Source organism: Acaryochloris sp. IP29b_bin.148 (genome assembly GCF_028285565.1).
Classification (GTDB): domain Bacteria; phylum Cyanobacteriota; class Cyanobacteriia; order Thermosynechococcales; family Thermosynechococcaceae; genus Acaryochloris.
The window spans coordinates 34155-57941 of sequence record NZ_JANQOY010000046.1; the positions used below are offsets into that span (position 1 = coordinate 34155).

Sequence of the window (23787 nt, forward strand, 5' to 3'; positions counted from 1 at the left end):
GAAATAAAAGAATTAAGGAGACTGAGACGGATGGATGAGGGCTTCTGCTTGCGCGATTGCTAACAAGGTTTTGAGGACTGAATCTGGGTTGAGGCTGATGGAGTCAATGCCTTGCTCCACCAGGAAGTGCGCGAATTCGGGGTAATCACTAGGGGCTTGGCCGCAAATACCTACTTTGCAGTGATTTTGCTGGGCTTGCTCAATCACTTGTTGAATCAAAGCCTGAACGCTGGCATGACGCTCATCAAACAGGTGAGCCACTAAGGCCGAATCTCGGTCGATCCCCAAGGCTAATTGGGTGAGGTCATTAGAGCCAATTGAAAAACCGTCAAAGACCTGACTGAATTGATGGGCCAGGATGACATTGCTGGGAACTTCACACATCACATAAACTTGGAGGCCATTTTCTCCCTGCTCCAAACCATATTTCGCTAGTTCAGCGATGACTTTACGCCCTTCTTCAGGTGTGCGGCAAAATGGAACCATCGGGATGACGTTGGTTAAGCCCATCTGATCTCGTACGATCTTTAAGGCTTTACATTCCAGGCCAAAGGCACCTTGAAAGATGTCGTCGTAGTAACGAGAGGCTCCTCGCCATCCCAACATGGGATTTTCTTCCTGGGGTTCAAACTGCTTGCCACCTAGTAAGTTGGCATATTCATTACTTTTGAAGTCTGAAAGCCTGACAATCACAGGCTTAGGATAAAATGCCGCTGCAATCATCCCCACCCCATGCGCGAGCTGATCGACAAAGAAGTCAGGTTTGTAGGGGTAATGGCGTGTTAGATAAGCAATTTCTTGTTGAGCGAGGGGATCTTCAAGCTGATCGAAATGGAGCAAGGCCAAGGGGTGAGCTTTGATGTGGTTGGCAATGATGAATTCTGAGCGAGCCAGTCCGACCCCATCACAAGGGAGTGCTGCCAGTTTAAACGCTTGCTCTGGATTCCCCACATTTAGCAGAATCTGAGTGTGCGTTTTCGGGAGCTGTTCCAGGTGGGTTTCTTGAATCGTAAAAGAGAGTAACCCATCATAGACTCGACCTTCTTCCCCCTCACAGCAGGCAACGGTGACCAGGCGACCGTTGGGAATCTTGCCAGTGGCGTTCCCACAACCGACAATAGCAGGAATGCCGAGTTCTCGGGCAATAATCGCAGCATGACAGGTGCGTCCGCCTTGGTTTGTCACAATGGCTGCCGCTTGCTTCATAATCGGCTCCCAATCGGGATCGGTTTTGGGGGTAACCAGGACTTCTCCCGGTTGAAAGGCACTGATTTGACTCACATCCTGAATAATCCGAACGCGCCCCTGGCCAATCATTTCCCCCACGGCCCGACCAGAACTGAGAACTAGCCCTGTTCCCTCTAAGTGATAGGTTTTGAGTAGGGTCTCAGATTTTTGCGACTGCACCGTTTCCGGTCGGGCTTGGACCACATAGAGTTCCCCGGTGAACCCATCTTGTGCCCATTCAATATCCATGGGGGTATAGGTACCCCGGATAGCAGAATAATGATCTTCAATGGTGCAGGCCCATTGAGCAAGGGTGAGAATTTCGGTGTTGGTCAACGTAAATTTTTGGCGATCGCACTCTGGTACGGGCACATTTTGGGTGAGTTTACTGCCCTCCTGGTCGTAGACCATTTTGAGTTCTTTACTGCCGAGTCGTTTGGATAAAATCGGCTGATAACCCTGTTTAAGTGTGGGTTTGAACACCAGATACTCGTCAGGATTGACCGCCCCTTGGACCACGTTTTCCCCGAGCCCATAGGCCGCCGTGATCAATACTGCTTGGTCAAATCCTGTCTCCGTATCAATCGAAAACATAACGCCAGAAGTGCCGGTGTCCGATCGCACCATTTGCTGTACCCCGACCGCCAAGGCCACATTAAAGTGATCGAACCCTTTTAAAGTGCGATAGGAAATGGCGCGATCGGTAAATAGAGAGGCAAAGCACTTGTGACAGGCTTCTAATACGCCGCGAATTCCTTGCACATTGAGATAGGTTTCCTGTTGACCGGCAAAACTGGCATCAGGCAGATCTTCTGCCGTCGCGCTAGAGCGAACCGCCACATCTAGAGATGAATTCCCGCCACAGTGCTGGCACAGCCTGGTATAAGCTGAACTGATAGCCTGTTCTAGTGAGGGTGGGAAGGGGGTGTCAAGAATCAGTTCTCTAACCTGCTGCCCCCGAGAGCGGAGCTGAGCAATATCCTCAACATCCAGAGCCAACAGAAGCTGGCGAAGCTGCGGTTCGACTTGAGATTGCTGAATAAAGTGTCGATAGGCATGGGCTGTTGTCGCAAAACCCGTCGGAACCTTTACCCCCTGTGCCCCTAATTGCTGAATCATCTCCCCTAAGGAAGCATTCTTGCCCCCTACCAAGGGGATATCGTTGATGCCGACCTCGTCAAACCACAGGACTAGAGGCTGTCGCTTGGCCTCGGCCTGTGGGTGAGTGGAGGAAGGATGGAGCATTGCTGTTTCCTGCCATTTAGATTGGAGGACTTCACACCTCTCTTATAAAGAGATAATTTGAGAAACTTGTGAGGATGGCCTGAAAAGTTATGGATCTTGAATATGGCCAGAGATTGAAGGGGTGGGGCTTGCCGAACCCAGTAACAATTCTGGTAACAGCGATCGGGAAGCTAAGACTTTTAAGATACATTGGGACCCATTGAGCCCGTTGAACACTGATGTTCTTGAAAGATGCGAGAGATTACCAAATTTTATTCCTCAGCCTGTTTTTAGTTTTAGGGATTGGCACTAAGGATTGGACATTACGACCGGAGATGATTGGGGTTGCGATCGCAACCACTCTTCTGATCCAAAGCTTAGCCGCCTTGCTGATGCATTTGTACCTCAAGAGAACCCAAAACACAGATCGAGCCTTTAATCCATCACTGCGTAGCGCTTTGATCACAGGCTTAGGACTGAGTTTATTACTGCGGACAGATCATTGGACCACCATGGCTTTGGCGGCAACGCTTGCGATCCTCAGTAAGTTTTTGTGCAAGTGGCAAGACAAGCATTTTTTCAATCCTGCCAACTTTGGCATTATTGCTGTCTTGGTCCTGACTCAAGATGCTTGGGTTTCGCCAGGGCAATGGGGTGAAGTGGGGTGGTATGGCCTTTTATTTGCGGGGACCGGCGGACTAGTCTTGCACCGTGTGGGGCGATGGGATACTTCCGTCATGTTTTTAGCGACTTATGCCACCTGTCTGTCGCTGCGGGATCTATGGTTGGGATGGACTTGGGATGTTTGGTTCCATAGCTTGTCTAGTGGTTCTTTAATTCTGTTTGCCCTATTTATGCTTACCGATCCCCGCTCGATCCCCAATGCGCGTTCGGCCCGCTTACTGTGGTCAGGCAGTATCGCGGTTGTGACGTTTGTGCTGCAAACTCAATTTTTGCTGTCCACGGGAGTTTTCTGGGCACTGTTTTTTTTGGCCCCTTTGACGCTCTGGTTTGATCAGATTTGGGAGGCTCCTAGATTTACCTGGGATACTCCGGCAACGCTAGCGATATCCCCACACCCCTTAACTAGAAATGATCCCTGACAGGAAGTGGCGACGGAGTATTCGCCCACGCCTTGATATTTAACCGCCACTTCCCGTTCTTCAACCTTGTATTAACCTGAGAATGTTATGGATGAGAGGGCCAGAATATTCTTGCTTTTTTTCGTGCCGATCCAAGCTACGGTCTGTCCTAAGCGGAATTCTGAGTGTTATGATTGCATCACAATAAATCCTTGAGGAAAATGATCCTGTATGACGTCGACACCTGTTTCCCCGGTGGTGCTAGTCATATTAGATGGTTGGGGTTACCAAGAAAACACCGACGGCAACGCTATTGCTGCTGCTAACACCCCAATTATTGACAGCCTCTGGACAGCTTATCCCAGTACGTTCATCCAAACCTCTGGTAAAGCCGTGGGCTTGCCAGTGGGGCAGATGGGTAACTCTGAAGTGGGGCACCTGAATTTAGGTGCAGGTCGGACCGTTCCCCAGGAACTGGTCCGCATTGCTGATGCCATTGAAGATGGTAGTCTAGCCACCAATCCCGCCTTAGTGAATGTCTTTGACCAAGTCTCTCAAAATCACAGCAAACTCCATCTGATTGGGTTGTGTTCTCAGGGCGGTGTCCATGCTCACTCGGAGCATCTATTAGCCTTGCTCAAGGCAGCCAAAGAAAAGAATATTTCTCAGGTCTGTATTCACGCTATTTTAGATGGACGAGATACCCCTCCTAAAAGTGCCAAGGACGAAATTCACCGCCTCCAGCAACAGATTGCTCATATTGGTGTTGGGCAAATTGTGACCTTAAGCGGTCGTTATTTCGCCATGGATCGCGATCGCAGATGGGATCGGGTTCAGCAGGCCTATGAGGTGATGGTGAGTGATCAGATGACGGTCCCTCGGGACTGGTCTGCTCTAGATGCAATCACAGATGCCTACGATCACAAAACCACTGATGAGTTTCTGCCGCCCACCCGCATTGCCCCTGGCGCAATCGAGGCAGGCGATGGCGTTATTTTCTTTAACTTTCGTCCCGATCGAGCCCGCCAACTGACTCAAGCCCTAGTCGATCCCAATTTCAATGGATTTGAGCGAGCGCAAGTGGAGGGACTTCACTTTGTGACCTTTACACAATACGATCCAGACCTACCGACGAATGTGGCTTTTAAGCCCCAAAATCTAGACAATATTTTAGGTGAGATTGTCGCCAACCATGGTCTCAAGCAGCTGCGATTAGCTGAGACTGAAAAGTATGCCCATGTCACCTATTTTTTTAATGGTGGCATTGAAGATCCCTTGCCTGGAGAGGATCGGGTACTCGTCCCCAGCCCCATGGTATCGACCTATGACCAGGATCCACCGATGTCGGCGAGTAAGGTCACCGCAGAAGCGATCGCAGCCTTAGAGAAGCGCGTCTATTCCTTGATGGTAATCAACTATGCCAATACCGATATGGTGGGGCATACGGGCATGATGGATGCCACGATCAAAGCCGTTGAAGCCGTGGATAAATGCATCGGTCAACTGCTGAACCAAGTGGTTAATGTCGGTGGCACGCTGCTAATTACGGCAGACCATGGCAATGCTGAACGGATGTGGGATGAACAGGGCAATCCCTGGACGGCCCATACGACCAATCCTGTGCCTCTGATTTTGGTAGAGGGAGAAGGTCGAAAAATCCCTGGTCATGGTACGGAAGTTCAATTGCGGGCAGATGGCCGCTTGGCCGATATTGCCCCCACGATCTTAGATATTTTGCAGCTTCCCAAGCCAGACGAAATGACGGGAACAACCTTAATTCAAACGGCGGATTTCGAAATTCGCCAGAATAAGAGTCCTGTCCGGATTCATCGCTAAAGGTTATACTTTGTGAATATGTCTTGCCCATTGGATGGGCTGACCGTCGTGCGGCTATTGATTTGCCGTCAGTATTTTTTATCGTTTACTAGGGTTTCAGTTGGATGCTGACTAACGTAATTCAAGGCGTATGGTTCTTCTCGGCCGTGGGGCTGATTGCCTTGGTACTGTTGCATAGTCCCAAAGGAGATGGGTTGGGCGGTATTGGTGGCCAAGCCCAACTGTTTACCAGTGCCAAAAGTGCAGAAAAGACCCTTAATCGGATCACTTGGACCCTCACCTTAATGTTTATGGGGTTAACGGTGGTTCTCAGCGCTGGCTGGCTCGGTTAACGGATTGGTTTGAGTCATCATGCGATGGCCTAGCCTAAGGAAGTGGCCTGCGGTGATCGGCTTAGGGCTTCTGGGCCTGTTAGCCGCCATTGTCATCCATCTAGGATGGGCTGATTCGAGTCGTGCTGCTCTCCAAGCACCTGATGCCCAAGTACATCTACTACCAGCGGCACTAGCGCAGTGGCAAGATCCCCAGCAACAAGGGGATTATTTTGATCAGATCAAAGTGACTCGGGTGGGGTATTTGATCTGGAGCCAATTCCCCGTCAAAGTTTATGCTCAGCCTGCCCCTGAGTCTTTGCCCTTAATCCAAGAGAAATGGCCCCAGGCAGTTGACCAGGCCATTCAAGCTTGGCAAGCTTATTTTCCCCTGGAAGTGACGACTGATCCGAACCAGGCCAATATCAGTATCTCGGCGGTTGATCCCACCCAACGAAGCCAGGGCCGTATTCGCTCGGCAGAGACCCGCTTTAAGCTCTATGTGGATGACCAGCAGCGGTTGGCCCATCGCTTCACCATTCAAGTCCGGGCAAACCAAACGGAGACCTATATTGCGGCGGCGGTTCGCCATGAGTTAGGCCATGCTTTGGGGATTTGGGGTCACAGCCAGTTAAAAACCGACGCCCTCTATTTTTCTCAAGTGCGCACCCCTCCTCCTATTTCTGCGCGGGATATGAATACCCTGAAGCGGGTCTATCAACAACCAACTAGGCTAGGCTGGCCCGTGCAATCATCGGATGCTGCACCCTAGCGGGCTATACTCTCAGTGCGATGCTGATCTGAGAAAACCGTGGATTTATATCAACAAGGGTTACAACCTCTTTTGTTTTCGGCTTTGAACGCCGATCCAGAAACAGTCCATCGTCAATTGATGCGGACCTGCGCCTGGCTGGATCGGAATGTGGATCAGGGGTTGACTCAAGGTCTGCAGCAGCGGTTAGCTTCCTCTTTACAGGTGGAAGACCCTCGACTCTCGCAGTCCTTATGGGGCCTTTCATTTAAGAACCCGATTGGATTGGCGGCGGGATTTGATAAAGATGGCGTGGCAACGAATATTTGGCCCCGTTTTGGCTTTGGATTTGCGGAAGTGGGAACCGTTACCTTCCATGCGCAACCGGGTAATCCTCGACCTCGCTTGTTTCGTTTACCGGCAGATCAGGCGGCGCTGAATCGAATGGGCTTTAATAATCAAGGGGCTGCCGCGATGGCGAAGGTGATTGCTGCATCGCAGGATCGCCAAGCTCGTTCTTATCCCCTAGGGATTAATTTGGGTAAGTCGAAGGTGACACCCCTAGAACAGGCGGTGGGCGACTATGTGGGGAGCTTTCGACTCCTGAAAACCTATGGGGACTATTTTGTGGTGAATGTGAGTTCACCCAATACGCCAGGGTTGCGATCGCTCCAAGCCGTCGAACAATTGGCCCCCATTTTGGCAGGTCTGCAGGCCGAGAATACGGAAGCCAAACCTCTGCTGGTAAAAATCGCTCCAGATCTAGAGTGGGAAGACATTGCTGCGATTGTAGACTTGGCGCAAGCCCATCAGCTTGCCGGTATTATTGCCACCAACACAACGATACGGCGGGATCTGAAAACAGAGCAGATTGCCGCTACGGGAAATGCACCTAGGAATGAAGCAGGTGGGATAAGTGGTGCCCCGGTGCGATCGCGTTCCACAGAGGTAATTCGATTTATTCACCAGCAGACCCAAGGCCAACTACCGATTATCGGTGTGGGCGGCATCTTTACCGCTGAGGATGCTTGGGAAAAACTTTGTGCTGGAGCTAGCTTATTGCAGGTTTATACAGGCTGGGTTTATGAAGGCCCCTGGATGGTGCGCCGGATTTTGGCAGGCTTGCTGGCAAAAATGCATGAGGAAGGTAACCCGCAACTATCTGAAATTGTGGGGCAATAGGATGACAAGAAAACGAGTGATATAGGGACTTCTTTCATAAGCTGTGTCCGTTCATAATCCAATAGAGTGCATGCTAGACAGCAAGATAAAGCTATCTAAAAAATTGCAATCATTATTCATTTGTGAAACGGAATTATATTCTTTGTAAACAATTTTGCTCGGTGCTGTTATGACTCATTCAAAGCAACGATATCGCAAGTTGTTAGTTGCCTTTGTCTGCACACTTTCAGCAACTGCTAGTCTGGCCATTGTGTCTCAAGTCTGGCTCCAAAGAATGATGAGAGGGCAATCTCCTTCGGCCAGTGCGGTTAATATTGCGGGGCGACAGCGAATGCTCTCTCAACGCATTAGTCTGTTAGCCAAATTCTATAGAGAAGGGAACTTAGCAACAAAACCCGAACTCTTAAAGCTGGTCTCCCAAATGGAATCCTCTCATGAGGCACTCCTTCAGGGTAATGCTGACCTGAACCTCAAGCACCAGCTTTCGCCAGCCTTACAGCAGCTCTATTTCGAAGATCCGCATCGTTTAGATCAGCGTACCCGTGCCTATCTAGAGGCTGTGAGAACCTTGCTCCATTCCAGTAGCGAGCGTGAACGCAATGCCGTCTATCGCCAGATCGAATATACAGCTCGTTCCAGCTTGCTCCCCCATTTGGATCGGGCAGTAGCGATGTTTGAGCATGAAGCCACTCAAAGTATCGACACCTTTACCCAAACACAACTACTCATCGACGGCCTATTGTTATTGATTCTCATTCTTCAGGCTCTTTTTATCTTTCGACCGTTAGTCAGAACCGCGAAGCTTGAGCAACAGCTACAGAAAGCCAAGGCAGAACTGGAAACTCGCGTCCAAAGGCGAACTCAGCAACTCCAAACAGCCAACCAATCCTTACGGCATATTCAAGAACGACTAGAACTAGCTATAGAATCTTCAGACGCTGGCTGGTGGCACTGGCAGGTCCAAACAGGAGAGTTGGAATGGAGTCCTTCCTATATTCAGATGTTTGGTTTTGAAGAGGGAGAGTTACAAGCGAACTACGATACCTGGAAGAGCTTGGTTCATCCTGAAGATATGGTTTGGATCCAAGAGAAGCTCGATGCTCATCTCCAAGATAGCTCTGGTCCCTACGCCTTCGACTATCGAATGCAGACTAAGTCAGGAGAATGGAAATGGATTTCCAACTTAGGTAAAGTGGTCGAAAGGGATAAACAGGGCCAACCCCTGCGAATGGCGGGGATGCATATTGATGTGAGTGATCGCAAGCAGTCTGAGGTTAAGCTCCATCAAATCAATGCTGAATTGCAAGTTGCCAAAGAAGCCGCAGACACCGCCAGCCGAGCCAAAAGTGAATTCCTGGCCAATATGAGTCATGAACTGAGGACGCCCATGAATGCCGTCATCGGTATGACGGGTTTGCTTGCCCGAACCTCTCTCACTCCTCAGCAAAAAGACTTTGTAGATACCATTCGGGGGAGTGGCGATGCCCTGTTAAACCTGATCAACGATATTCTTGATTTCTCTAAAATTGAAGCTGGGAAGCTAGAGTTTGAAGAACAGCCCTTCAATCTGAAACTTTGTATTGAAAATGCCCTGAAGTTGTTTGCTCCCAAAGCCTTTGAGAAAAATCTAGAACTGGCTTATTTAGTAGAGCCAGACTTGCCTTGTGGCATCATCGGCGATGTGACCCGGCTCCGCCAAGTACTGGTCAATCTCCTTAGTAATGCCGTCAAATTTACCGAGACTGGAGAAGTGGTTGTCCAGGTCAAAGAGGTGACTGATGAGTCCGCGCTCAACTCAGATCTTTCTTCGTCTGCCCAAGCTGATCATCATCTCCTCCAGTTTTCAGTCAAAGATACGGGCATTGGCATTCCCCCAGATCGCATGCACCGATTGTTTCAGTCCTTTAGTCAGGTCGATACCTCCACCACCCGCAAATTTGGCGGCACGGGTTTAGGGCTGGCGATTAGCAAGCGGCTATGTGAACTGATGGGCGGACAAATCTGGGTAGAGAGTGACCTAGGGGTAGGAACGACTTTCTCCTTCACAATTTCAGTGAAAGCTGCGACCACTATTGAGCATTTTCCTGATCTCGATCTACAGGAACTAGCAGGCAAGCGGCTTCTTATTGTGGACGATAATTTGACCAACCGTAAAATCTTGACCTTACTAGCAGAGACCTGGCAAATGCGGTCTTATGCAGCGTCTGGAGGACCAGAAGCACTAGAGCTTTTGCAACAAGATTCTAACTTCGATCTGGCGGTGGTTGATATGCAAATGCCTGATATGGATGGTGTGACCTTGGCTAAACAGATTCACGAACTAGCACTAGAGCCAGATATTCCTTTGATTATGTTCAGCTCCTTGGGAGTGGAAGCCGTTTCAACGGCTACAGGCAAAAGCTATTTTTCTGCCCTTCTGAACAAACCTATTCAAGAAGCCCAATTAGGAGCTGCTATGGTCCGAGCAATAGCAGATCAGCCCCATAAAATCAATCCCACGGCAGAACCCAGCCCTGCCCTACCGAACCCCAATCTTCAGTCTTTGCGCATCTTGCTAGCTGAGGATGTTGTGGTCAATCAAAAGGTGGCTTTATTGATTCTCAAACAGCTGGGGTATGAGGCAGACGTGGCGAACAATGGCTTGGAAGTTTTAGCTGCGCTCCATCGTCAATCCTATGATGTGGTCTTGATGGATGTGCAGATGCCGGAGATGGATGGCCTGACAGCAGCGCGTCAGATTCAAGAGTCTGGGGCGTTGGAAACACGGCCCTATGTGATTGCACTGACGGCAAATGCAATGCAGGGGGACCGAGAAAAGTGCTTAGAGGCTGGGATGCAAGATTATGTGAGTAAACCCATCCGCAGTGAAGAGCTAAAGCTGGCGTTGGAACGATATATAGCGAAGGGAAACTGAGTCATATTAAGGTAGACAGAGTATGGCTTATGGTAAGAACTCAGCCTATTAGACTGGTGGCAGCTCTGCAATTTTGGCTACTCAGGACTGACAGACTTGAAAAAGCTGCTCTACTTTTTGCAGATCTTTGTTTCCTGGAGCTTGCTCCACCCCACTGGATAGATCGATCCCTGGGGGGGTTAGAGTCGTTACTGCTTGATTCACATTATCTGGCGTCAAGCCTCCTGCAAGGAACCAAGGAAGCTGGGGAGCAAAGGTTTTGAGCAGTGTCCAATCCCAAGTATGTCCTGTTCCACCTAAGGCTTGAGGTGTATAAGCATCGAGGAGCAGGGTATTCGCAATCGCTTCATAGGGCGTGATCTGAGCCAGGGTTTCAGCACTACGAACCCGAAACGCTTTGATCAACTCAACCTCGGGTAGTTTCGCTTTGACTTGCTGGCAAAATTCGGGTGACTCATCTCCGTGGAGTTGAACTCCGGTTAACTGGCCAATTTCTACGGTTTGTTGAATCAGGTCTAGAGCCGCATTGGCAAAAACACCAATCCGACTTAGGGGGTCTCCCTTTAGGGTTTGCTTGGGTAACGCTTGGGTAACTGCCTGAATCTGCTGGGGTGTGACGTAGCGGGGAGACTGGGAGACACAGATAAATCCGAGGGCATCGGCACCTAAGGTTGCGATCGCAACCCCTTGCTCTAGTTGAGTAATGCCACAAATTTTGACTCGCATAAAATCCCCTGCATCCCATGTATTTCCTTCAGCATAAGGTGGGATCACTTTTATGGCGAAATGTTAACTCTTAAAACAAAACAAAATTTTGCGCCAGTTCAATTTTTATAATTCTGTCAGCGACGTTACAGATTTTGAGATTTAGTTCGTTTCGCTGTTTTTAGGAGAACAATTTTGATGCATCCCATACTTTTGACGACCTTCGAAAGTCATCCCTGGACCGTTAACACAGGGATACTGATGCTGTTTCTTAACTTGCTCATGGTGTTCTTAGGGCGCTACACCATCAAGTATGCAGGTCAGGGTCCAGCTTTGCCTTTTGCTGTACCGGAGTTTATGAAAGACTTTGGTCTTCCAGAAATGTTGGCGACAGGTGTGTGTGCCCATTGGATTGGGGCTGGCATGATCCTAGGCCTGCGGTCTGCCGGAGCCCTATAGGGTCTTACTTATTTTTTCTAACTATCATTGACACGACTTATCCCTGTTGTTTACCCTCGCCAAGGTTAGATTGCGGGGATTTTTGGTGGTTGGTTATTCCCATTGGTGAAATATAGTCGTTTCAACGACTGATCAAAATTGCCGTCTTAGCCTTATTCACTTAACCTGTGGCTAAACTCTAGCCAGAGCCTACTGGACATGTCCCAAACCCTAGTGATCAAAATTGGTACATCAAGTCTAACCCAACCCGATACGGGACATTTGGCCTTAGCGACCATTGCTGCCTTAGTTGAAGTTCTCAGTCAACTTCGGGACGTCGGTCATCAGGTGATTTTAGTGTCTTCTGGGGCTGTCGGCATTGGTTGTGCAAGATTAGGGCTAGCAGAACGTCCCCAAGCCATTGCCCTCAAACAAGCCGTTGCAGCTGTGGGGCAAGGGCGGTTAATTCGCATCTATGATGATTTCTTTACCAGTTTGCAACAGCCCATTGCTCAGGTTCTGCTGACTCGCGGCGACCTGGCTGATCGCAGTCGGTATATCAATGCCTCCAATACCTTGCAAGAACTGCTCAAACTGGGCGTGATTCCGATCGTCAACGAGAATGATACGGTGGCCGTGGATGAACTCCTTCGCTTTGGTGATAACGACACCCTATCGGCCTTGGTTGCTGGCTTAGTGCAGGCGGATTGGCTGTTTTTGCTCACCGATGTTGATCGCCTATACTCTGCGGATCCGCGTACCCAGCCTGATGCCCAGCCCATTAGTCAGGTCAAGAATATCGAAGAGTTGGTCACGCTCAAGGTGAGTGCAGGCGATCGCGGATCTCAGTGGGGAACCGGAGGGATGGCAACGAAAATTTCGGCGGCTGCGATCGCAACCAATGCGGGGGTGCGCACAGTGATTACTCAAGGCAAAACACCAGAAAACATCCCGAAAATTCTAGCCGGGGACAGTATGGGAACCCAATTTCATCCCCATCCTCGCCCTCATAATGCGCGGAAACATTGGATCGCGCATGCTCTTGTCCCCACAGGCAAACTGATTTTGGACGATGGTGCAGCGAAGGCGATCACTCACTCAGGGAAGTCTTTACTCGCTGCGGGCATTACTGCCGTTGAAGGCAATTTTCAAAGTCAGGAAGCAGTGAGCTTCTATAATTCTGCTGGAGAAGAAATTGCCAGAGGATTGGTCAACTATAGTAGTGATGAGTTGCAGCAGATTCAAGGGAGACAATCAGAAGACATTCCGCATGTGTTAGGGTATGCCGGGTCAGAAACCGTTGTTCATCGCGATAATCTGGTGATTACAGGATAATTAGTCTATTTTATGAAATCGACGCATCATTACACACGCGCAACTGTTCGCAGGAGTGTCCTGTGAGTTCCTGGCCCCGAAAGATTTTTATTAGTCGCCGTTCCCCTCGCTTAAGAGCGGGATGGCGAATTTTGAGCCAAAACGTATTCGAGCTGGCGTTCTATGTGTTCCTCAGCTTTATTTTCTTCCGCAATATCTCAAGTACCAATCAACAAGCCGTAGTCTTCGATCAAGCCCTTGTCTTTGATCGACTTATTTTTCTAGCTGCAACCACACTCTCTATTTTTCTAGCCCGTCGTTACCTGGATCGACGGCCTTTTGATTCCTTAGGGCTTGAAATCAATCCTTGGATGCTGTGGGATTTATTGTTTGGCTTCGTGCTGGCAGGTCTGTTGATGGCCGGAATTTATGGCTTTGAATTTCAGGCAGGATGGCTGCAATTTACTGGGTATCGTTGGCAACAAGACTCCATCGAAACGATTGTGTCAGAAACCTTTACAGGCTTTCTTGTTTTAGGCATCTGTCCGGCTTGGCACGAAGAACTGACCTATCGGGGCTATTGGCTGCAAAATATAAAGGAAGGGTTGAATTTGGCCTGGGCAATCACCTTGACCTCCATGATTTTTGCGGTTCGTCATCTGAGTAATCCTGCTGCCAACGCCCTCTCCACACTGGTGGTCTGCCTGGTGGGATTATGGCTTGCTTATGCTTGGTTTATCACCCGTCAGCTTTGGTTGCCGCTGGGTATCCATGTTGGTTGGAATTTTTTTGAAGGCATTGTTTTCGGCTTTCCGGTGGGTGGGCAGAGTAGCTACCATTGGATTGAACAAACAGTCATAGGGCCTGCTTGGATCACGGGAGGGATCTTCGGTCCTGAAGCGGGTCTAGTGGGGGTTGTGGCGATTACTCTAGGGATCCTATTCGTGTTTGGTTGGAGCCGCTGGCGACTATTGTGGACGAAGCCGTCCCCCACTTAGGGGCTTATCCCTTAAGATCCCCGATCTGATTGATGCCTTGGTAACCAAAAATTGCCTCGGAAGAATGGTAATGCTTGAATTCCAACAAGTTGTGGAAGGGATCCGCTAAAAAAAAGGTGTAATGTTCCAGGGGCGAATCTGGAAACCGACGTCTCGGAGATTGATAAAATTCAAGTTGATGGTGTTTGGCCCGGTCAACCAACGCTTGCCAAGCGTCAAGTTGAGAAAACACGAGGCCAAAATGTCGGGGATAGATCCCCTTTTGCAGCGGGACCGAATCACGTGTTACATGGGCGACTAATTGATGACCAAAGAGGCTCATGATCAAGGATTGAGGACTTTCTCTACCTAACTCACATCCCAACCCCTGATGATAAAAGGTTTTCGTATCAGGGATATTCGTGACAGGAAAAGCGAGGTGGAATAGGATGAAGTCATCAGTAGACCGTTGTTTTTCCATAGGTTGAGTACGTCCCAAGAATGATTTTGGATGAGATTGGGAGTTGGAATCCCTGGTTGATGGCCGTCTTGTTTAATACAGGACTGGGGCTGCTAGGTTGGCGATTGGTCTCCAAACTCTTAACGCCTGCAGGATTAGGACATGCCTGGATCTTGGGGGTGGTTGTTTGGGGAACATTGGGTTGGCCAGGGTATAGTGTCGTTCTATTCTACTTTTTGGCTGGGTCGACCGTGACGAAAATCGGCATGGCAGAAAAAGAAGCCGCAGGTATCGCCGAAAAGCGTTCTGGTGCTAGAGGACCAGAGAATGTCTGGGGGTCTGCTGCTAGTTCTACCCTATGTGCCCTGGCCACGCTAGTCCTCCCGGTTCAATATCGACCTTTGCTGTGCTTGGGATATGTGAGTGGGTTCAGTACCAAACTGTCCGATACAACGGCTAGTGAAATTGGCAAAGCCTATGGTAATCGCACCTTTCTGATCACCACATTGCGGCCCGTGCCTCGAGGAACTGAAGGGGCTGTTAGTTTAGAAGGGACCTTAGCAGGACTGCTGGCATCAGTGGTGATTGCGGTCTTGGCCTGGGCAGTGGGTTTAATCGCACCCGTTGGTGTGGGATGGTGTGTGATAGCTGCTTTGATTGCCACCAATTTGGAAAGTGTAATTGGAGCCACCGTGCAGTCCCAGTTCACTTGGCTCACCAATGAAGTGGTGAATGGCATCAACACTCTGATTGGGGTCGTTACTGCGATGGGACTGTCCTTCGCCTGGGCAGAACTTATCGGAGGATAGCGCTTCCATTCATCTGCAGATGTTTGGAGGCTGGAAATGCGATAGGATATGGCATCAATAGACGGGGGCCAAAAAAGGATGGCTTCGAAATCTGGGATTATACCGATGGTGCTGGCTGCGGTTGTGGGCGGATCCGGGGCACTATTGGTAACGCAACTTTACTTCAGTATTTGGATCGAACCCTCAGTCACGGCTGAGAAAGCGCCGCCTGTGTTAGAGGTCAAAACCCCTGTTGCCGATGCGACAGCTCAAGACCGACCGGAGGTCACCGCCCAAAAAACGCCGCCGCTGTCCATTGACCCGCGCACCGATGTCCTTCGCATTAGCAATCAAACCCAATTTCCGATTCGCGTGGTGCTGCGCAGTCATCTCAATCCCAACCATCCCAGCCCCCCCGAAACACCTCATTTCAAAGAGCCGGTTCACTGGGACTTTGCCCCCCAAGAAGGCAGTATTGGTGGCCTCAAGGTCTCCGTGCCTTCAGGTTCGCTCCAGCTCTATCAAGGCGATGTCTTGATGGCCTTTGCTCTGGATGGCTCGCAAAAATATTGGGGGCCTTATGTGGTGGGAGACACCCCTCAACCGACCCTCAAGCAGACAGATGCCGAGTGGCATTTAGTGATTTCACCCTAAGCCTGCAGGGCTAACAGTTGAGGCATCAGAGCCTTAAAGGCTTCCCCCCGATGGCTGATCTGGCGTTTGGCGGAGGCTGATAGTTCAGCAAAGGTTTGCTGCTGAGAGGGAACATAGAAAACGGGGTCATAGCCAAATCCGCCCTCTCCCTGAGGGGCCTGCAGAATTTCTCCCGGACAAATCCCTTTCGCTTGGCAAGCTACGCTGCCATCTGGTCGGGCCAACGCAATCACGCAAACAAATTGAGCACTGCGATCGGTCTTTCCCTGGAGTTCTGTCAGCAGACGTTGAATCCGATCCGTATCGGTTTTGCCATATCGAGCCGAGTAAATGCCGGGAGCACCATCTAAGGCCATGACTTCTAAGCCAGAATCATCAGCAATGGCCCATTGCTCTAGCTGTTGGGCCACTTGAGTGGCTTTGAGAATGGCATTTTCGCTAAAGGTGGTGCCGATTTCTTCAATCTCTAGATCCGGGGGCATTAGCTGTAAATCCCAGGGTAAATCGGCGAGATGTTGCTGCATCTCTTTCAATTTGCCAGGGTTTTGGGTAGCCACAATTAAGGGGGGCATATTGTCCAATTCCTCTATGAATAATCAATTCCGTTTTCGTTGCGACCAATCAGCATAGGATAGGAGCGACGATTGCTGTAATGATGACTGACCATGCCTGCTTTTTCTGACATTGAGAGTATCTATACCGATGGCGCTTGTTCGGGGAATCCTGGGCCAGGTGGATGGGGGAGTATCATCTACTTCAAAGATGGATCCTGCCATGAAATAGGTGGGTTTGTTCCCCAAACGACCAATAACCGGATGGAATTGCAGGCTGCGATCGCAATCTTAGAATTGTTGCAAGACCAACCATTACCCAGGACCATTCCCCTCTATACTGACAGCGAGTACGTCAAAAATGGCATTACTAAGTGGTTGGCAGGATGGAAACGCAAAGGCTGGAAAACGGCTAAAGGTAAAGCGGTTCTCAATCAAGATTTATGGCAACAGCTCGATCAACTTAATGATGCAACCATAGACTGGCGTTATATCCGCGCTCATGCAGGCCATGAAGGCAATGAGCGTTGTGATCAGATCGCCCGTGCTTTTTCCCAGCATCAAACGCCTAACCTTCACCAAATTACCCCCAGTGCCATGCCAGACGCTTCCGAATCGAATCAACATCCCCCCGATCATTCAGAACATCCTGCCAGTGAATCGCGGATCTCTCATCTACAGGATCTCGTCGAAACCTTGGAAATTGCCGATCATGTTGCCAAAGAAGGGTATCTGATCACCAGTTCTGAACTTGCTGATCTGATGGCTGTTCACGCCAACGCCGTCACCAGTCGCGGCGATGAATGGGTGTGGCGGAATTGGCTGATCTCCCGAGTCAGGCGGGAAGGCAACCAAATTCTGTGGCAACTGGAACGTCTTAACTCTTAAGATCTCGGCCCCCAATATTGGCCCAAAAAATAAGTGAGGCTGCAAATGCAGCCTCACTTAAAAACCGTGCAGATAGACGTTAGTCAGATCCACCCGTGATTTTGTCCTTGAGTTGCCGATAATCTGTGACCAACTTCTGGCGAGTTTCGGCATACCGTAGATAATGCCAAGCGAACCAAGCAGAGTATCCTAAACCAATCAGTTCTAGGAGCGGTGCAACCAAAGGAATGGCATTGAGGACGTCCAAAACCCCGTCAGCTACAGCCACAGAGACCAAGGCCGCTAGAATAATGGCACCCGTCGTTAAGGGCTTTTTGTAGATATCAAAGGTTTCCCCCACCTGTTTGGGAAAAACATCCACAAAATCGCGTAACTTTTCGCCAATCTCTTTAACGTCAATCGTAGTGGACTCGTCCGCAGAAAGACGTGACAAGCTTCCAGAGGTATCAGTGTTTACATCCAATTCGGCAGTCGTCTTTGTTTCCTGGTCAGCATCCATGGTGTTTTTATTGGGAATAACAACTTCAAAAAAATTTATCGGTCAGAAATAAAACTATATCTCAAGATCATCTGCTTAATCAGGGTTAAGCCTAACATGGCCCTTCGCATCATAGATTGATTGCTTACGGCAGAGATGTGATTTAACCATGTTACCCATTTTTTTACCCAGGGTATCTCTAGCTTGAAGGCGGATTTCACTACCCCTTGCGCCTATATTTCTAGAGTGCCTAGTTCATCTTTAGATTCAGTCTGCTGCAGGCGCTGCTCCCGTAAAAGGGGGATCTGGTACAAATCATCTTCAATCGCCAGCGGATAAATAATCCAGGCCCGTCGAAACGGTTGAATTAAGGCTTGTACCAGGACCGAAATGTCACTAATTTCAATCAGACCTTGCTCGGTTAGTAAATTGATACCTCGTTGGTATAGGGTATAGCCCCGAGTTAAGGCCACTTGTAGTCCCGTATAGTATTCGGGGCTCCAGCCTTGCGCTCGCACTAACGCCTGGCTATGAGATAAACACGCTTGTTGTTGATCGGTCGTTAGATCGGTAATATCCATGGCCTTAAGCAACTCTCGATTGAGATGACGGCAGCATAAATCACTCAAAAGGGCATCGTCACTCTGCTGCCATTGGTGCAGATGGTAGGTGAAAACAATATCATCCGCCGCTAGATAATCTTGCAAAGATAAATTGCCATCGGTCTGGAATAACCAGGCTCGAACCGTTGAATCCGCACTAATCTTCCCCACTTTTAACAGTTCCTTGGCCCGCCGAAAGGCCTGGACTAAGCCCCAGGCAGAGGCCAGATTTTTGGGGTGATTGTAAATCTGGGCATACATAAAGTAGCGGACCACCAGATAATGCTCAATGGCCGCTTGGCCTTTCTGGGCAACCACTAATTGCTGGGTATGGGGGTCATAATCCAAGGCCATTAGAATCCGGTCTAAATCGAGCTGGCCATAGGACGCCCCCGTAAAGTAGCTATCTCGCAGCAGGTAATCGAGGCGATCGCAGTCAAGCTGACTCGATACCAATTGGCTGACCAGGGGCGGCTCAAAGGTTTTCAAATAAACCTGCTCTAGCTGAGCGGCTAACTGAGGATCAAACTGATCGAGTAATGTCCGCACTCGGGGCGATTCCCTCAGAATCGTGCGAGTCCAAGTCTCGTGGTGGCTGTGAAAAATATCTTCCCCCGTATGACTAAAAGGACCATGGCCAATATCATGCAGCAAGGCCCCGCACAGCACGAGGGCTCGATAGGGTTTGAGTTGGGGATACACTTGCATCAGCCGATCAAAGGCCAGCCGGGCCACATGCATCACACCTAAGGAATGGGTAAACCGAGACCCTTCGGCCCCATGAAAGGTCAGACTCGCGGTTCCCAATTGACGAATTCGACGGAGTCGTTGGAACTCGGGGGTATCCACCAACTGAATCAACAGAGATTCGATTGGATCGTCCGTTGATAAGGTAATACTCCCGTGCAAGGGATCGTGGTACGTCCGACTAGGTAGAGGTTGCACTGGCAATCACCGCTGGTTCTGCCAGAAGTTTGAGGGCCTGCTGATATTGAGTATCCGCATCCGTCCCCACTTGGTCACTCCGCAGGGTTTTGAGGGCAACGATTTTATCGGGTTTGATGCCCACCTTGTTGATATTGCGATGACTGGGGGTCTCATACTTAGCGATGGTAATGGCTAACCCTGAACCATCGGAGAGATTAAACAGGGACTGAATCGAGCCTTTACCAAAGGTTTGCTCTCCCACGAGTTTGGCTCGGCCATTGTCCTGTAAGGCCCCGGCTAAGATCTCACTGGCACTGGCGCTGCCTCGATTCACGAGCACCACGAGTGGTGCATCCGTGAGTGAACCAGCCCGGGCTTCAAAACTATTACGGATGCCCTGTCGATCAACGGTATAGACAATCGGACTGGGTTCCAGCCACATCTGAGCAATTTCAACCCCCGCTTGTAGTAAGCCGCCGGGATTGTTGCGCAGATCTAGAATATAGCCGTCAGCCCCTGCGGCTTCGAGACGATTAATCGCCGCCTGCATCTCTTGCGTGGCGTTGGCATTGAATTGGCGCAAGCGAATAAAGCCAATCGCTTGACCATTGGATTGGGAGCGTAATTCAGCAAACACTGGGTTAATGGCAATGCGATCGCGTTTAATCGGAAACAGCAATACACCCTGCTCAGGCCGCTGCACTTTCAACGTCACGGTTGATCCAATCGGACCTCGCATCCGCTCAGCCGCTTCATCCAAAGACAGATCTGTGGTGATGGTATCGTCAATTTTGAGAATTTGATCTGCGGCCTGGAGACCTGCACTAGCAGCCGGCGATCCTTCAATCGGAGCCAGTACTTCTAAATAGCCCGACTTTTCATTTTGAATGATTTGCAAGCCAACTCCCGTCAACTCACCAGATGTACTAGTCTTTAAGCTTTGGTATTGCTTCGGCTGCAAAAGGCGAGTAAATGGATCGTCCAGACTATCCAACATGTCGCGAATAGCCTTGTAAGTGGCCTCCCGATCGGGCAATTGGCCCGCCAACGCCTTTTGACGCACCGATCGCCAATCTTGGTGATTGAAGGAGTCATCCACAAACGCTTGATCGACTAGGCGCCAGGCTTCGTTATAGAGCAACTGCTCCTCCGTCAAGGCTGTGGCAGGAGGCACAACCACTAGGGTGAGGGCAAATTGGAGAATAAATATATAGCTAACAATACGTTTAATCATTTGTAAATTCTAACGATATTCGGCTTTATCTTGCCCTCATCGCTCCTCTAAAGCCCTTTGTAACGTCGAATTTACGTTGAATTGTTCTCCAGTAATTCTCAAAAATGAGTTCAATTGAGGCGAGCTAGCAAAATACCTCTGTGATTTTCTGAAAGGGGTATAGGCACTGTGTTACATTTTTTATGAAGAGCGATACATTTTTTGGAACCCCTAGCTTTATGAGCAAAGTGTACGACTGGTTTGAGGAACGCCTTGAGATTCAGGCGATTGCCGATGACGTCACCACCAAGTACGTGCCGCCTCACGTCAATATTTTTTACTGTCTGGGTGGAGTCACCCTAACTTGCTTCATTATCCAGTTTGCCACTGGATTTGCCATGACCTTCTACTATCGGCCAACGGTCACTGAAGCCTTTAACTCCATTCAATACATCATGACTGAAGTCAACTTTGGCTGGTTGATTCGGTCCATCCACCGCTGGTCTGCCAGCATGATGGTCCTGATGATGATCCTTCACGTCTTCCGTGTTTATCTAACCGGCGGATTCAAAAAGCCCCGCGAACTCACCTGGGTCACTGGCGTTATCCTAGCGGTGATTACCGTTACCTTTGGTGTGACAGGTTACTCTCTACCTTGGGACCAAGTCGGTTACTGGGCTGTCAAGATTGTTTCTGGTGTACCTGAAGCAATTCCTGTGGTTGGTTCTTCTATCGTTGAGCTGCTACGTGGTGGCACTAGCGTGGGTCAATCTACCCTTACTCGTTTTTACAGTTTGCATACCTTTGTCCTACCTTGGTTGATTGCAGTGTTTATGCTGCTTCACTTCCTGATGATTCGGAAGCAAGGTATTTCTGGTCCTTTGTAAACTCTTTTTTAGGCTCTGAATCGGGTTTTCTGTTTTCGGAGTCTCAGACTTTTGACGCAAGTCTTTGTGAGAACCCTCACCTGCTGACCCAAAAATAGAACGGAGAACACTCGCAACCATGGGAAAAATACTCAAGCAACCTGATCTAAGCGATCCTAAGTTAAAGGAAAAACTGAAGAAAGGCATGGGCCATAATTATTATGGTGAGCCTGCCTGGCCAAACGACCTTCTCTATGTTTTCCCCATTGTTATTATGGGCACCATATCGTTGGTCATTGGTCTAGCAATTCTGGACCCAGCAATGATCGGCGAGCCTTCTAACCCCTTCGCGACGCCCTTAGAGATCTTGCCTGAATGGTATCTATACCCTGTCTTCCAAATTTTGCGGACAGTTCCCAGTAAGTTATTAGGTGTTCTAATTCAGACCACCATTCCTTTGGGATTAATGCTGATTCCCTTCATTGAGAATGTAAATAAGTTCCAGAATCCCTTCCGCCGACCCGTTGCAACTAGTGTTTTTCTATTCAGCGTGGTTGTGACCTTGTGGTTGGGCATTGGTGCCACATTCCCCATTGACAAATCATTGACATTGGGATTGTTTTAATCTTTTAGCCCTCAGCTTTGTAAGCCATAGGGGTATTTAACTTCTGAGCATCCATTTGCAATGTGCAAATGGATGCTCTTTCTATTGGGGAATACAACGAAGCTACTCTCTTTGGCGCTATCTAGGGCAATGCTAACGCTCTAGGTATTAATTAATCTTATATCTCTACACTTCCTCAAATGGGGGATCCTTCAGTCTGAATATTCATTATTTTAATTTCAAGAGATTAAAAATCTATTCCAATTCAATCCCTAGAAAAGTTTCTGGCAAACATTTCTAGGGATTATTAAAAATTGTTAATTTTACTCATAAATGGGACTGACAATTCCCAGAGGGCTGTGCTAACTTGGAATTCAAGGAATTAGAAAAACTGATATTCTCACTTTGCAAGCGTAATAAAGAGTATTTGCTGCTCTTTTTACTTGCTTAGCGGGCCTTCTGTCTCGAAACCATGTAACGTTTCTACGCAAGTTTTTCGTCTGCCTTGGGTGTTGGGAGTAATAAGTATAAGCTTGGCTACTTTGGTAGTTAGCTTATTGGTTTGTAATGAGAATTTTCATAATTCTCATGTCTTGAAAGAATAGCCTGCCCCAGGTTGCCGTACCACGGAAGAGAGGAGCTGATCCTGTCTATCGTGGGTGCTTTGCATGTTTAATCAAGGGCTAGGTTTGCCTCATCTGTTGATCTCATTCATCCTGAGTCCACCTTTACCTTCCCTCTTACACTCCGACACTGCCATGCTAACGATTCCTTTTCCCGTGTTAATCTTGACGATCGCATCTCTGTATCTCTTATCCATCCATTTTTTGCTGCGATTACTGCATAATCGCAATCTATTTCGTAGACCTTGAGTCAAAGACAATCGCAACAGCTAGAGACCAGAAGCCTGATTGAGCCTGACTTTGGTTAGGTAACGGCAGGGTGTGCTGTGCTAAGCGGCACACCCTGCTAATTTTATGGGAACAAGAGGTAGGCGGGTCAAAGGTTGGGTTATTTGAGGGACCCAACCTGGATTGAGTACAATTGGAGATATAGAGTCTCTCTATTCATTTTTTCAGTTCCACCTATACATTTGGTTATGTCTTCTGAAGTTCAGGTTGAAAAGCGCAAACTTAAAAATCCTCCTCTAAATATTCATGTCCTTGGCGATCGTGTGCTTAGACAATCCGCCAAGCGCATTTCCAAAGTGGATGATGAGATTCGGGAACTCGCTCGTCAAATGCTACAGACCATGTATAGCGCGGATGGGATAGGTCTGGCTGCTCCACAAGTCGCTGTTGGTAAACAGCTGATTGTTGTGGATACCGATCCAGAAGAGCCTGCTAATCAGCCCATTATTCTGATTAATCCTAAAATTCGTCGTCATAGCGCTGACGTAGCTTTAGGCCAAGAAGGTTGTCTCAGCATTCCTGGCGTATATCTAGATGTCCGTCGACCGGCCCAGATCGAAGTGGCCTATAAAGATGAGCAAGGCAGACCGCAAGTGATTGTTGCTGCCGATTTATTGGCGCGGGTGATTCAACATGAAATGGATCATTTAACCGGCGTTATGTTTGTGGATCGGGTGGAGAATAGCTTGTTGTTGAACCAAGAATTGACCAAGCAAGGCTTTTCTAAGCAAGCGGTCAAGCCCGTTGAAGCAGCATAGCAGCCTCAGGATGAGCATCTAAGATTTTCGCTGTGCTCTTGACTCTTACCACTTTCCAGCATCATCGATGTCGTTGTTTTAGATGCATCAACCAGATATTTTGCGCACATATCGGCAGTCTGTAAG

General features: G+C 49.0%; 22 protein-coding genes. 15 read left to right on the top strand and 7 right to left on the bottom strand.

Going from position 1 to position 23787, the window contains the following annotated elements; genetic code table 11:
* Nucleotides 1-12: 12 nt before the first annotated feature.
* Nucleotides 13-2472: a phosphoenolpyruvate synthase gene (gene ppsA, locus Q0986_RS04875; RefSeq protein WP_299404967.1), complete on the bottom strand. Its 2460-nt coding sequence runs from the start codon at nucleotides 2470-2472 to the stop codon at nucleotides 13-15.
* Nucleotides 2473-2690: 218 nt separating this feature from the next.
* On the opposite strand from ppsA, the gene Q0986_RS04880 reads away from it, so the two are divergent.
* The 6 genes from Q0986_RS04880 to Q0986_RS04905 all read left to right on the top strand — a co-directional run bounded on the left by Q0986_RS04880 (nucleotide 2691) and on the right by Q0986_RS04905 (nucleotide 10527).
* The gene (locus Q0986_RS04880; protein WP_299404971.1) at nucleotides 2691-3554 is read left to right on the top strand and encodes an RnfABCDGE type electron transport complex subunit D; all 864 of its coding nucleotides are present in this window, start codon (nucleotides 2691-2693) and stop codon (nucleotides 3552-3554) included.
* 210 nt (nucleotides 3555-3764) lie between these two features.
* Nucleotides 3765-5369: a 2,3-bisphosphoglycerate-independent phosphoglycerate mutase gene (gene gpmI / locus Q0986_RS04885; protein ID WP_299404976.1), complete on the top strand. Its 1605-nt coding sequence runs from the start codon at nucleotides 3765-3767 to the stop codon at nucleotides 5367-5369.
* Between the two features lie 104 nt (nucleotides 5370-5473).
* Entirely contained in the window at nucleotides 5474-5701 is a 228-nt protein-coding gene (gene secG, locus Q0986_RS04890) for a preprotein translocase subunit SecG (protein WP_299404978.1), read from the top strand.
* A gap of 19 nt (nucleotides 5702-5720) precedes the next feature.
* Nucleotides 5721-6452: a peptidase gene (locus Q0986_RS04895; RefSeq protein WP_299404982.1), complete on the top strand. Its 732-nt coding sequence runs from the start codon at nucleotides 5721-5723 to the stop codon at nucleotides 6450-6452.
* A gap of 39 nt (nucleotides 6453-6491) precedes the next feature.
* Complete coding sequence (locus Q0986_RS04900) at nucleotides 6492-7613, top strand: quinone-dependent dihydroorotate dehydrogenase (RefSeq protein WP_299404987.1); 1122 nt, start codon at nucleotides 6492-6494, stop codon at nucleotides 7611-7613.
* 169 nt (nucleotides 7614-7782) lie between these two features.
* Complete coding sequence (locus Q0986_RS04905) at nucleotides 7783-10527, top strand: response regulator (RefSeq protein ID WP_299404991.1); 2745 nt, start codon at nucleotides 7783-7785, stop codon at nucleotides 10525-10527.
* 81 nt (nucleotides 10528-10608) lie between these two features.
* On the opposite strand, the gene Q0986_RS04910 is transcribed toward Q0986_RS04905, so the two are convergent.
* Nucleotides 10609-11253, bottom strand: coding sequence for a phosphoribosylanthranilate isomerase (locus Q0986_RS04910; RefSeq protein ID WP_299404994.1), 645 nt, complete (start codon nucleotides 11251-11253; stop codon nucleotides 10609-10611).
* A 177-nt stretch (nucleotides 11254-11430) separates the two neighbouring features.
* Between Q0986_RS04910 and psaK the strand changes: the two genes are divergently transcribed.
* The 3 genes from psaK to Q0986_RS04925 all read left to right on the top strand — a co-directional run bounded on the left by psaK (nucleotide 11431) and on the right by Q0986_RS04925 (nucleotide 13982).
* Nucleotides 11431-11691 (top strand): photosystem I reaction center subunit PsaK, encoded by a 261-nt coding sequence (gene psaK / locus Q0986_RS04915; RefSeq protein ID WP_299404999.1) that lies wholly within the window; start codon nucleotides 11431-11433, stop codon nucleotides 11689-11691.
* A 198-nt stretch (nucleotides 11692-11889) separates the two neighbouring features.
* The gene (proB, locus tag Q0986_RS04920) at nucleotides 11890-13005 is read left to right on the top strand and encodes a glutamate 5-kinase (RefSeq protein ID WP_299405004.1); all 1116 of its coding nucleotides are present in this window, start codon (nucleotides 11890-11892) and stop codon (nucleotides 13003-13005) included.
* A 62-nt stretch (nucleotides 13006-13067) separates the two neighbouring features.
* Entirely contained in the window at nucleotides 13068-13982 is a 915-nt protein-coding gene (locus tag Q0986_RS04925) for a type II CAAX endopeptidase family protein (RefSeq protein ID WP_299405009.1), read from the top strand.
* A 4-nt stretch (nucleotides 13983-13986) separates the two neighbouring features.
* Here the strand turns inward: Q0986_RS04925 and Q0986_RS04930 are convergent, their stop codons facing one another.
* On the bottom strand, nucleotides 13987-14442 hold the full coding sequence (locus tag Q0986_RS04930; protein ID WP_299405012.1) for a VOC family protein: 456 nt from the start codon (nucleotides 14440-14442) through the stop codon (nucleotides 13987-13989).
* A 23-nt stretch (nucleotides 14443-14465) separates the two neighbouring features.
* On the opposite strand from Q0986_RS04930, the gene Q0986_RS04935 reads away from it, so the two are divergent.
* A complete protein-coding gene (locus Q0986_RS04935; RefSeq protein ID WP_366918518.1) occupies nucleotides 14466-15230 on the top strand; it encodes a TIGR00297 family protein in 765 nt (254 codons plus the stop codon).
* Between the two features lie 78 nt (nucleotides 15231-15308).
* Nucleotides 15309-15863, top strand: a complete 555-nt coding sequence (locus Q0986_RS04940; protein ID WP_299405018.1) for a hypothetical protein — start codon at nucleotides 15309-15311, stop codon at nucleotides 15861-15863.
* Here Q0986_RS04940 and rdgB read toward each other — a convergent pair.
* The gene (rdgB, locus tag Q0986_RS04945) at nucleotides 15860-16435 is read right to left on the bottom strand and encodes an RdgB/HAM1 family non-canonical purine NTP pyrophosphatase (protein WP_299405023.1); all 576 of its coding nucleotides are present in this window, start codon (nucleotides 16433-16435) and stop codon (nucleotides 15860-15862) included. The genes Q0986_RS04940 and rdgB overlap by 4 nt on opposite strands.
* A 93-nt stretch (nucleotides 16436-16528) precedes the next feature.
* Between rdgB and rnhA the strand changes: the two genes are divergently transcribed.
* A complete protein-coding gene (gene rnhA, locus Q0986_RS04950) occupies nucleotides 16529-17302 on the top strand; it encodes a ribonuclease HI (RefSeq protein ID WP_299405028.1) in 774 nt (257 codons plus the stop codon).
* Nucleotides 17303-17381: 79 nt separating this feature from the next.
* Here rnhA and Q0986_RS04955 read toward each other — a convergent pair whose 3' ends face one another.
* From Q0986_RS04955 to ctpA, 3 genes are all read right to left on the bottom strand, one after another.
* Nucleotides 17382-17801 (bottom strand): CAAD domain-containing protein, encoded by a 420-nt coding sequence (locus tag Q0986_RS04955; RefSeq protein WP_299405033.1) that lies wholly within the window; start codon nucleotides 17799-17801, stop codon nucleotides 17382-17384.
* 212 nt (nucleotides 17802-18013) lie between these two features.
* Nucleotides 18014-19327 carry an HD domain-containing protein gene (locus Q0986_RS04960; protein ID WP_299405037.1) on the bottom strand — a complete coding sequence of 438 codons (1314 nt, stop codon included), beginning with the start codon at nucleotides 19325-19327 and terminating at the stop codon, nucleotides 18014-18016.
* A complete protein-coding gene (gene ctpA, locus Q0986_RS04965; RefSeq protein WP_299405042.1) occupies nucleotides 19311-20543 on the bottom strand; it encodes a carboxyl-terminal processing protease CtpA in 1233 nt (410 codons plus the stop codon). Before ctpA ends, Q0986_RS04960 begins: the two co-directional genes overlap by 17 nt.
* A gap of 218 nt (nucleotides 20544-20761) precedes the next feature.
* On the opposite strand from ctpA, the gene petB reads away from it, so the two are divergent.
* From petB to def, 3 genes are all read left to right on the top strand, one after another.
* Nucleotides 20762-21409, top strand: coding sequence for a cytochrome b6 (gene petB, locus Q0986_RS04970; RefSeq protein ID WP_299405047.1), 648 nt, complete (start codon nucleotides 20762-20764; stop codon nucleotides 21407-21409).
* A gap of 118 nt (nucleotides 21410-21527) precedes the next feature.
* Entirely contained in the window at nucleotides 21528-22013 is a 486-nt protein-coding gene (gene petD, locus Q0986_RS04975; protein WP_299405052.1) for a cytochrome b6-f complex subunit IV, read from the top strand.
* A 1078-nt stretch (nucleotides 22014-23091) separates the two neighbouring features.
* Nucleotides 23092-23661, top strand: coding sequence for a peptide deformylase (def, locus tag Q0986_RS04980; protein ID WP_299405057.1), 570 nt, complete (start codon nucleotides 23092-23094; stop codon nucleotides 23659-23661).
* Nucleotides 23662-23787 lie beyond the last annotated feature (126 nt).

What these genes read in the sequence shown, in the direction of transcription:
- ppsA (WP_299404967.1), bottom strand. Translation starts at nt 2,472, where the DNA reads ATGCTCCATCCTTCCTCCACTCACCCACAGGCCGAGGCCAAGCGACAG.
- Q0986_RS04880 (WP_299404971.1), top strand. Translation starts at nt 2,691, where the DNA reads ATGTTCTTGAAAGATGCGAGAGATTACCAAATTTTATTCCTCAGCCTG.
- gpmI (WP_299404976.1), top strand. Translation starts at nt 3,765, where the DNA reads ATGACGTCGACACCTGTTTCCCCGGTGGTGCTAGTCATATTAGATGGT.
- secG (WP_299404978.1), top strand. Translation starts at nt 5,474, where the DNA reads ATGCTGACTAACGTAATTCAAGGCGTATGGTTCTTCTCGGCCGTGGGG.
- Q0986_RS04895 (WP_299404982.1), top strand. Translation starts at nt 5,721, where the DNA reads ATGCGATGGCCTAGCCTAAGGAAGTGGCCTGCGGTGATCGGCTTAGGG.
- Q0986_RS04905 (WP_299404991.1), top strand. Translation starts at nt 7,783, where the DNA reads ATGACTCATTCAAAGCAACGATATCGCAAGTTGTTAGTTGCCTTTGTC.
- Q0986_RS04910 (WP_299404994.1), bottom strand. Translation starts at nt 11,253, where the DNA reads ATGCGAGTCAAAATTTGTGGCATTACTCAACTAGAGCAAGGGGTTGCG.
- psaK (WP_299404999.1), top strand. Translation starts at nt 11,431, where the DNA reads ATGCATCCCATACTTTTGACGACCTTCGAAAGTCATCCCTGGACCGTT.
- proB (WP_299405004.1), top strand. Translation starts at nt 11,890, where the DNA reads ATGTCCCAAACCCTAGTGATCAAAATTGGTACATCAAGTCTAACCCAA.
- Q0986_RS04930 (WP_299405012.1), bottom strand. Translation starts at nt 14,442, where the DNA reads ATGGAAAAACAACGGTCTACTGATGACTTCATCCTATTCCACCTCGCT.
- Q0986_RS04940 (WP_299405018.1), top strand. Translation starts at nt 15,309, where the DNA reads ATGGCTTCGAAATCTGGGATTATACCGATGGTGCTGGCTGCGGTTGTG.
- rdgB (WP_299405023.1), bottom strand. Translation starts at nt 16,435, where the DNA reads ATGCCCCCCTTAATTGTGGCTACCCAAAACCCTGGCAAATTGAAAGAG.
- rnhA (WP_299405028.1), top strand. Translation starts at nt 16,529, where the DNA reads ATGCCTGCTTTTTCTGACATTGAGAGTATCTATACCGATGGCGCTTGT.
- Q0986_RS04955 (WP_299405033.1), bottom strand. Translation starts at nt 17,801, where the DNA reads ATGGATGCTGACCAGGAAACAAAGACGACTGCCGAATTGGATGTAAAC.
- ctpA (WP_299405042.1), bottom strand. Translation starts at nt 20,543, where the DNA reads ATGATTAAACGTATTGTTAGCTATATATTTATTCTCCAATTTGCCCTC.
- petB (WP_299405047.1), top strand. Translation starts at nt 20,762, where the DNA reads ATGAGCAAAGTGTACGACTGGTTTGAGGAACGCCTTGAGATTCAGGCG.
- petD (WP_299405052.1), top strand. Translation starts at nt 21,528, where the DNA reads ATGGGAAAAATACTCAAGCAACCTGATCTAAGCGATCCTAAGTTAAAG.
- def (WP_299405057.1), top strand. Translation starts at nt 23,092, where the DNA reads ATGTCTTCTGAAGTTCAGGTTGAAAAGCGCAAACTTAAAAATCCTCCT.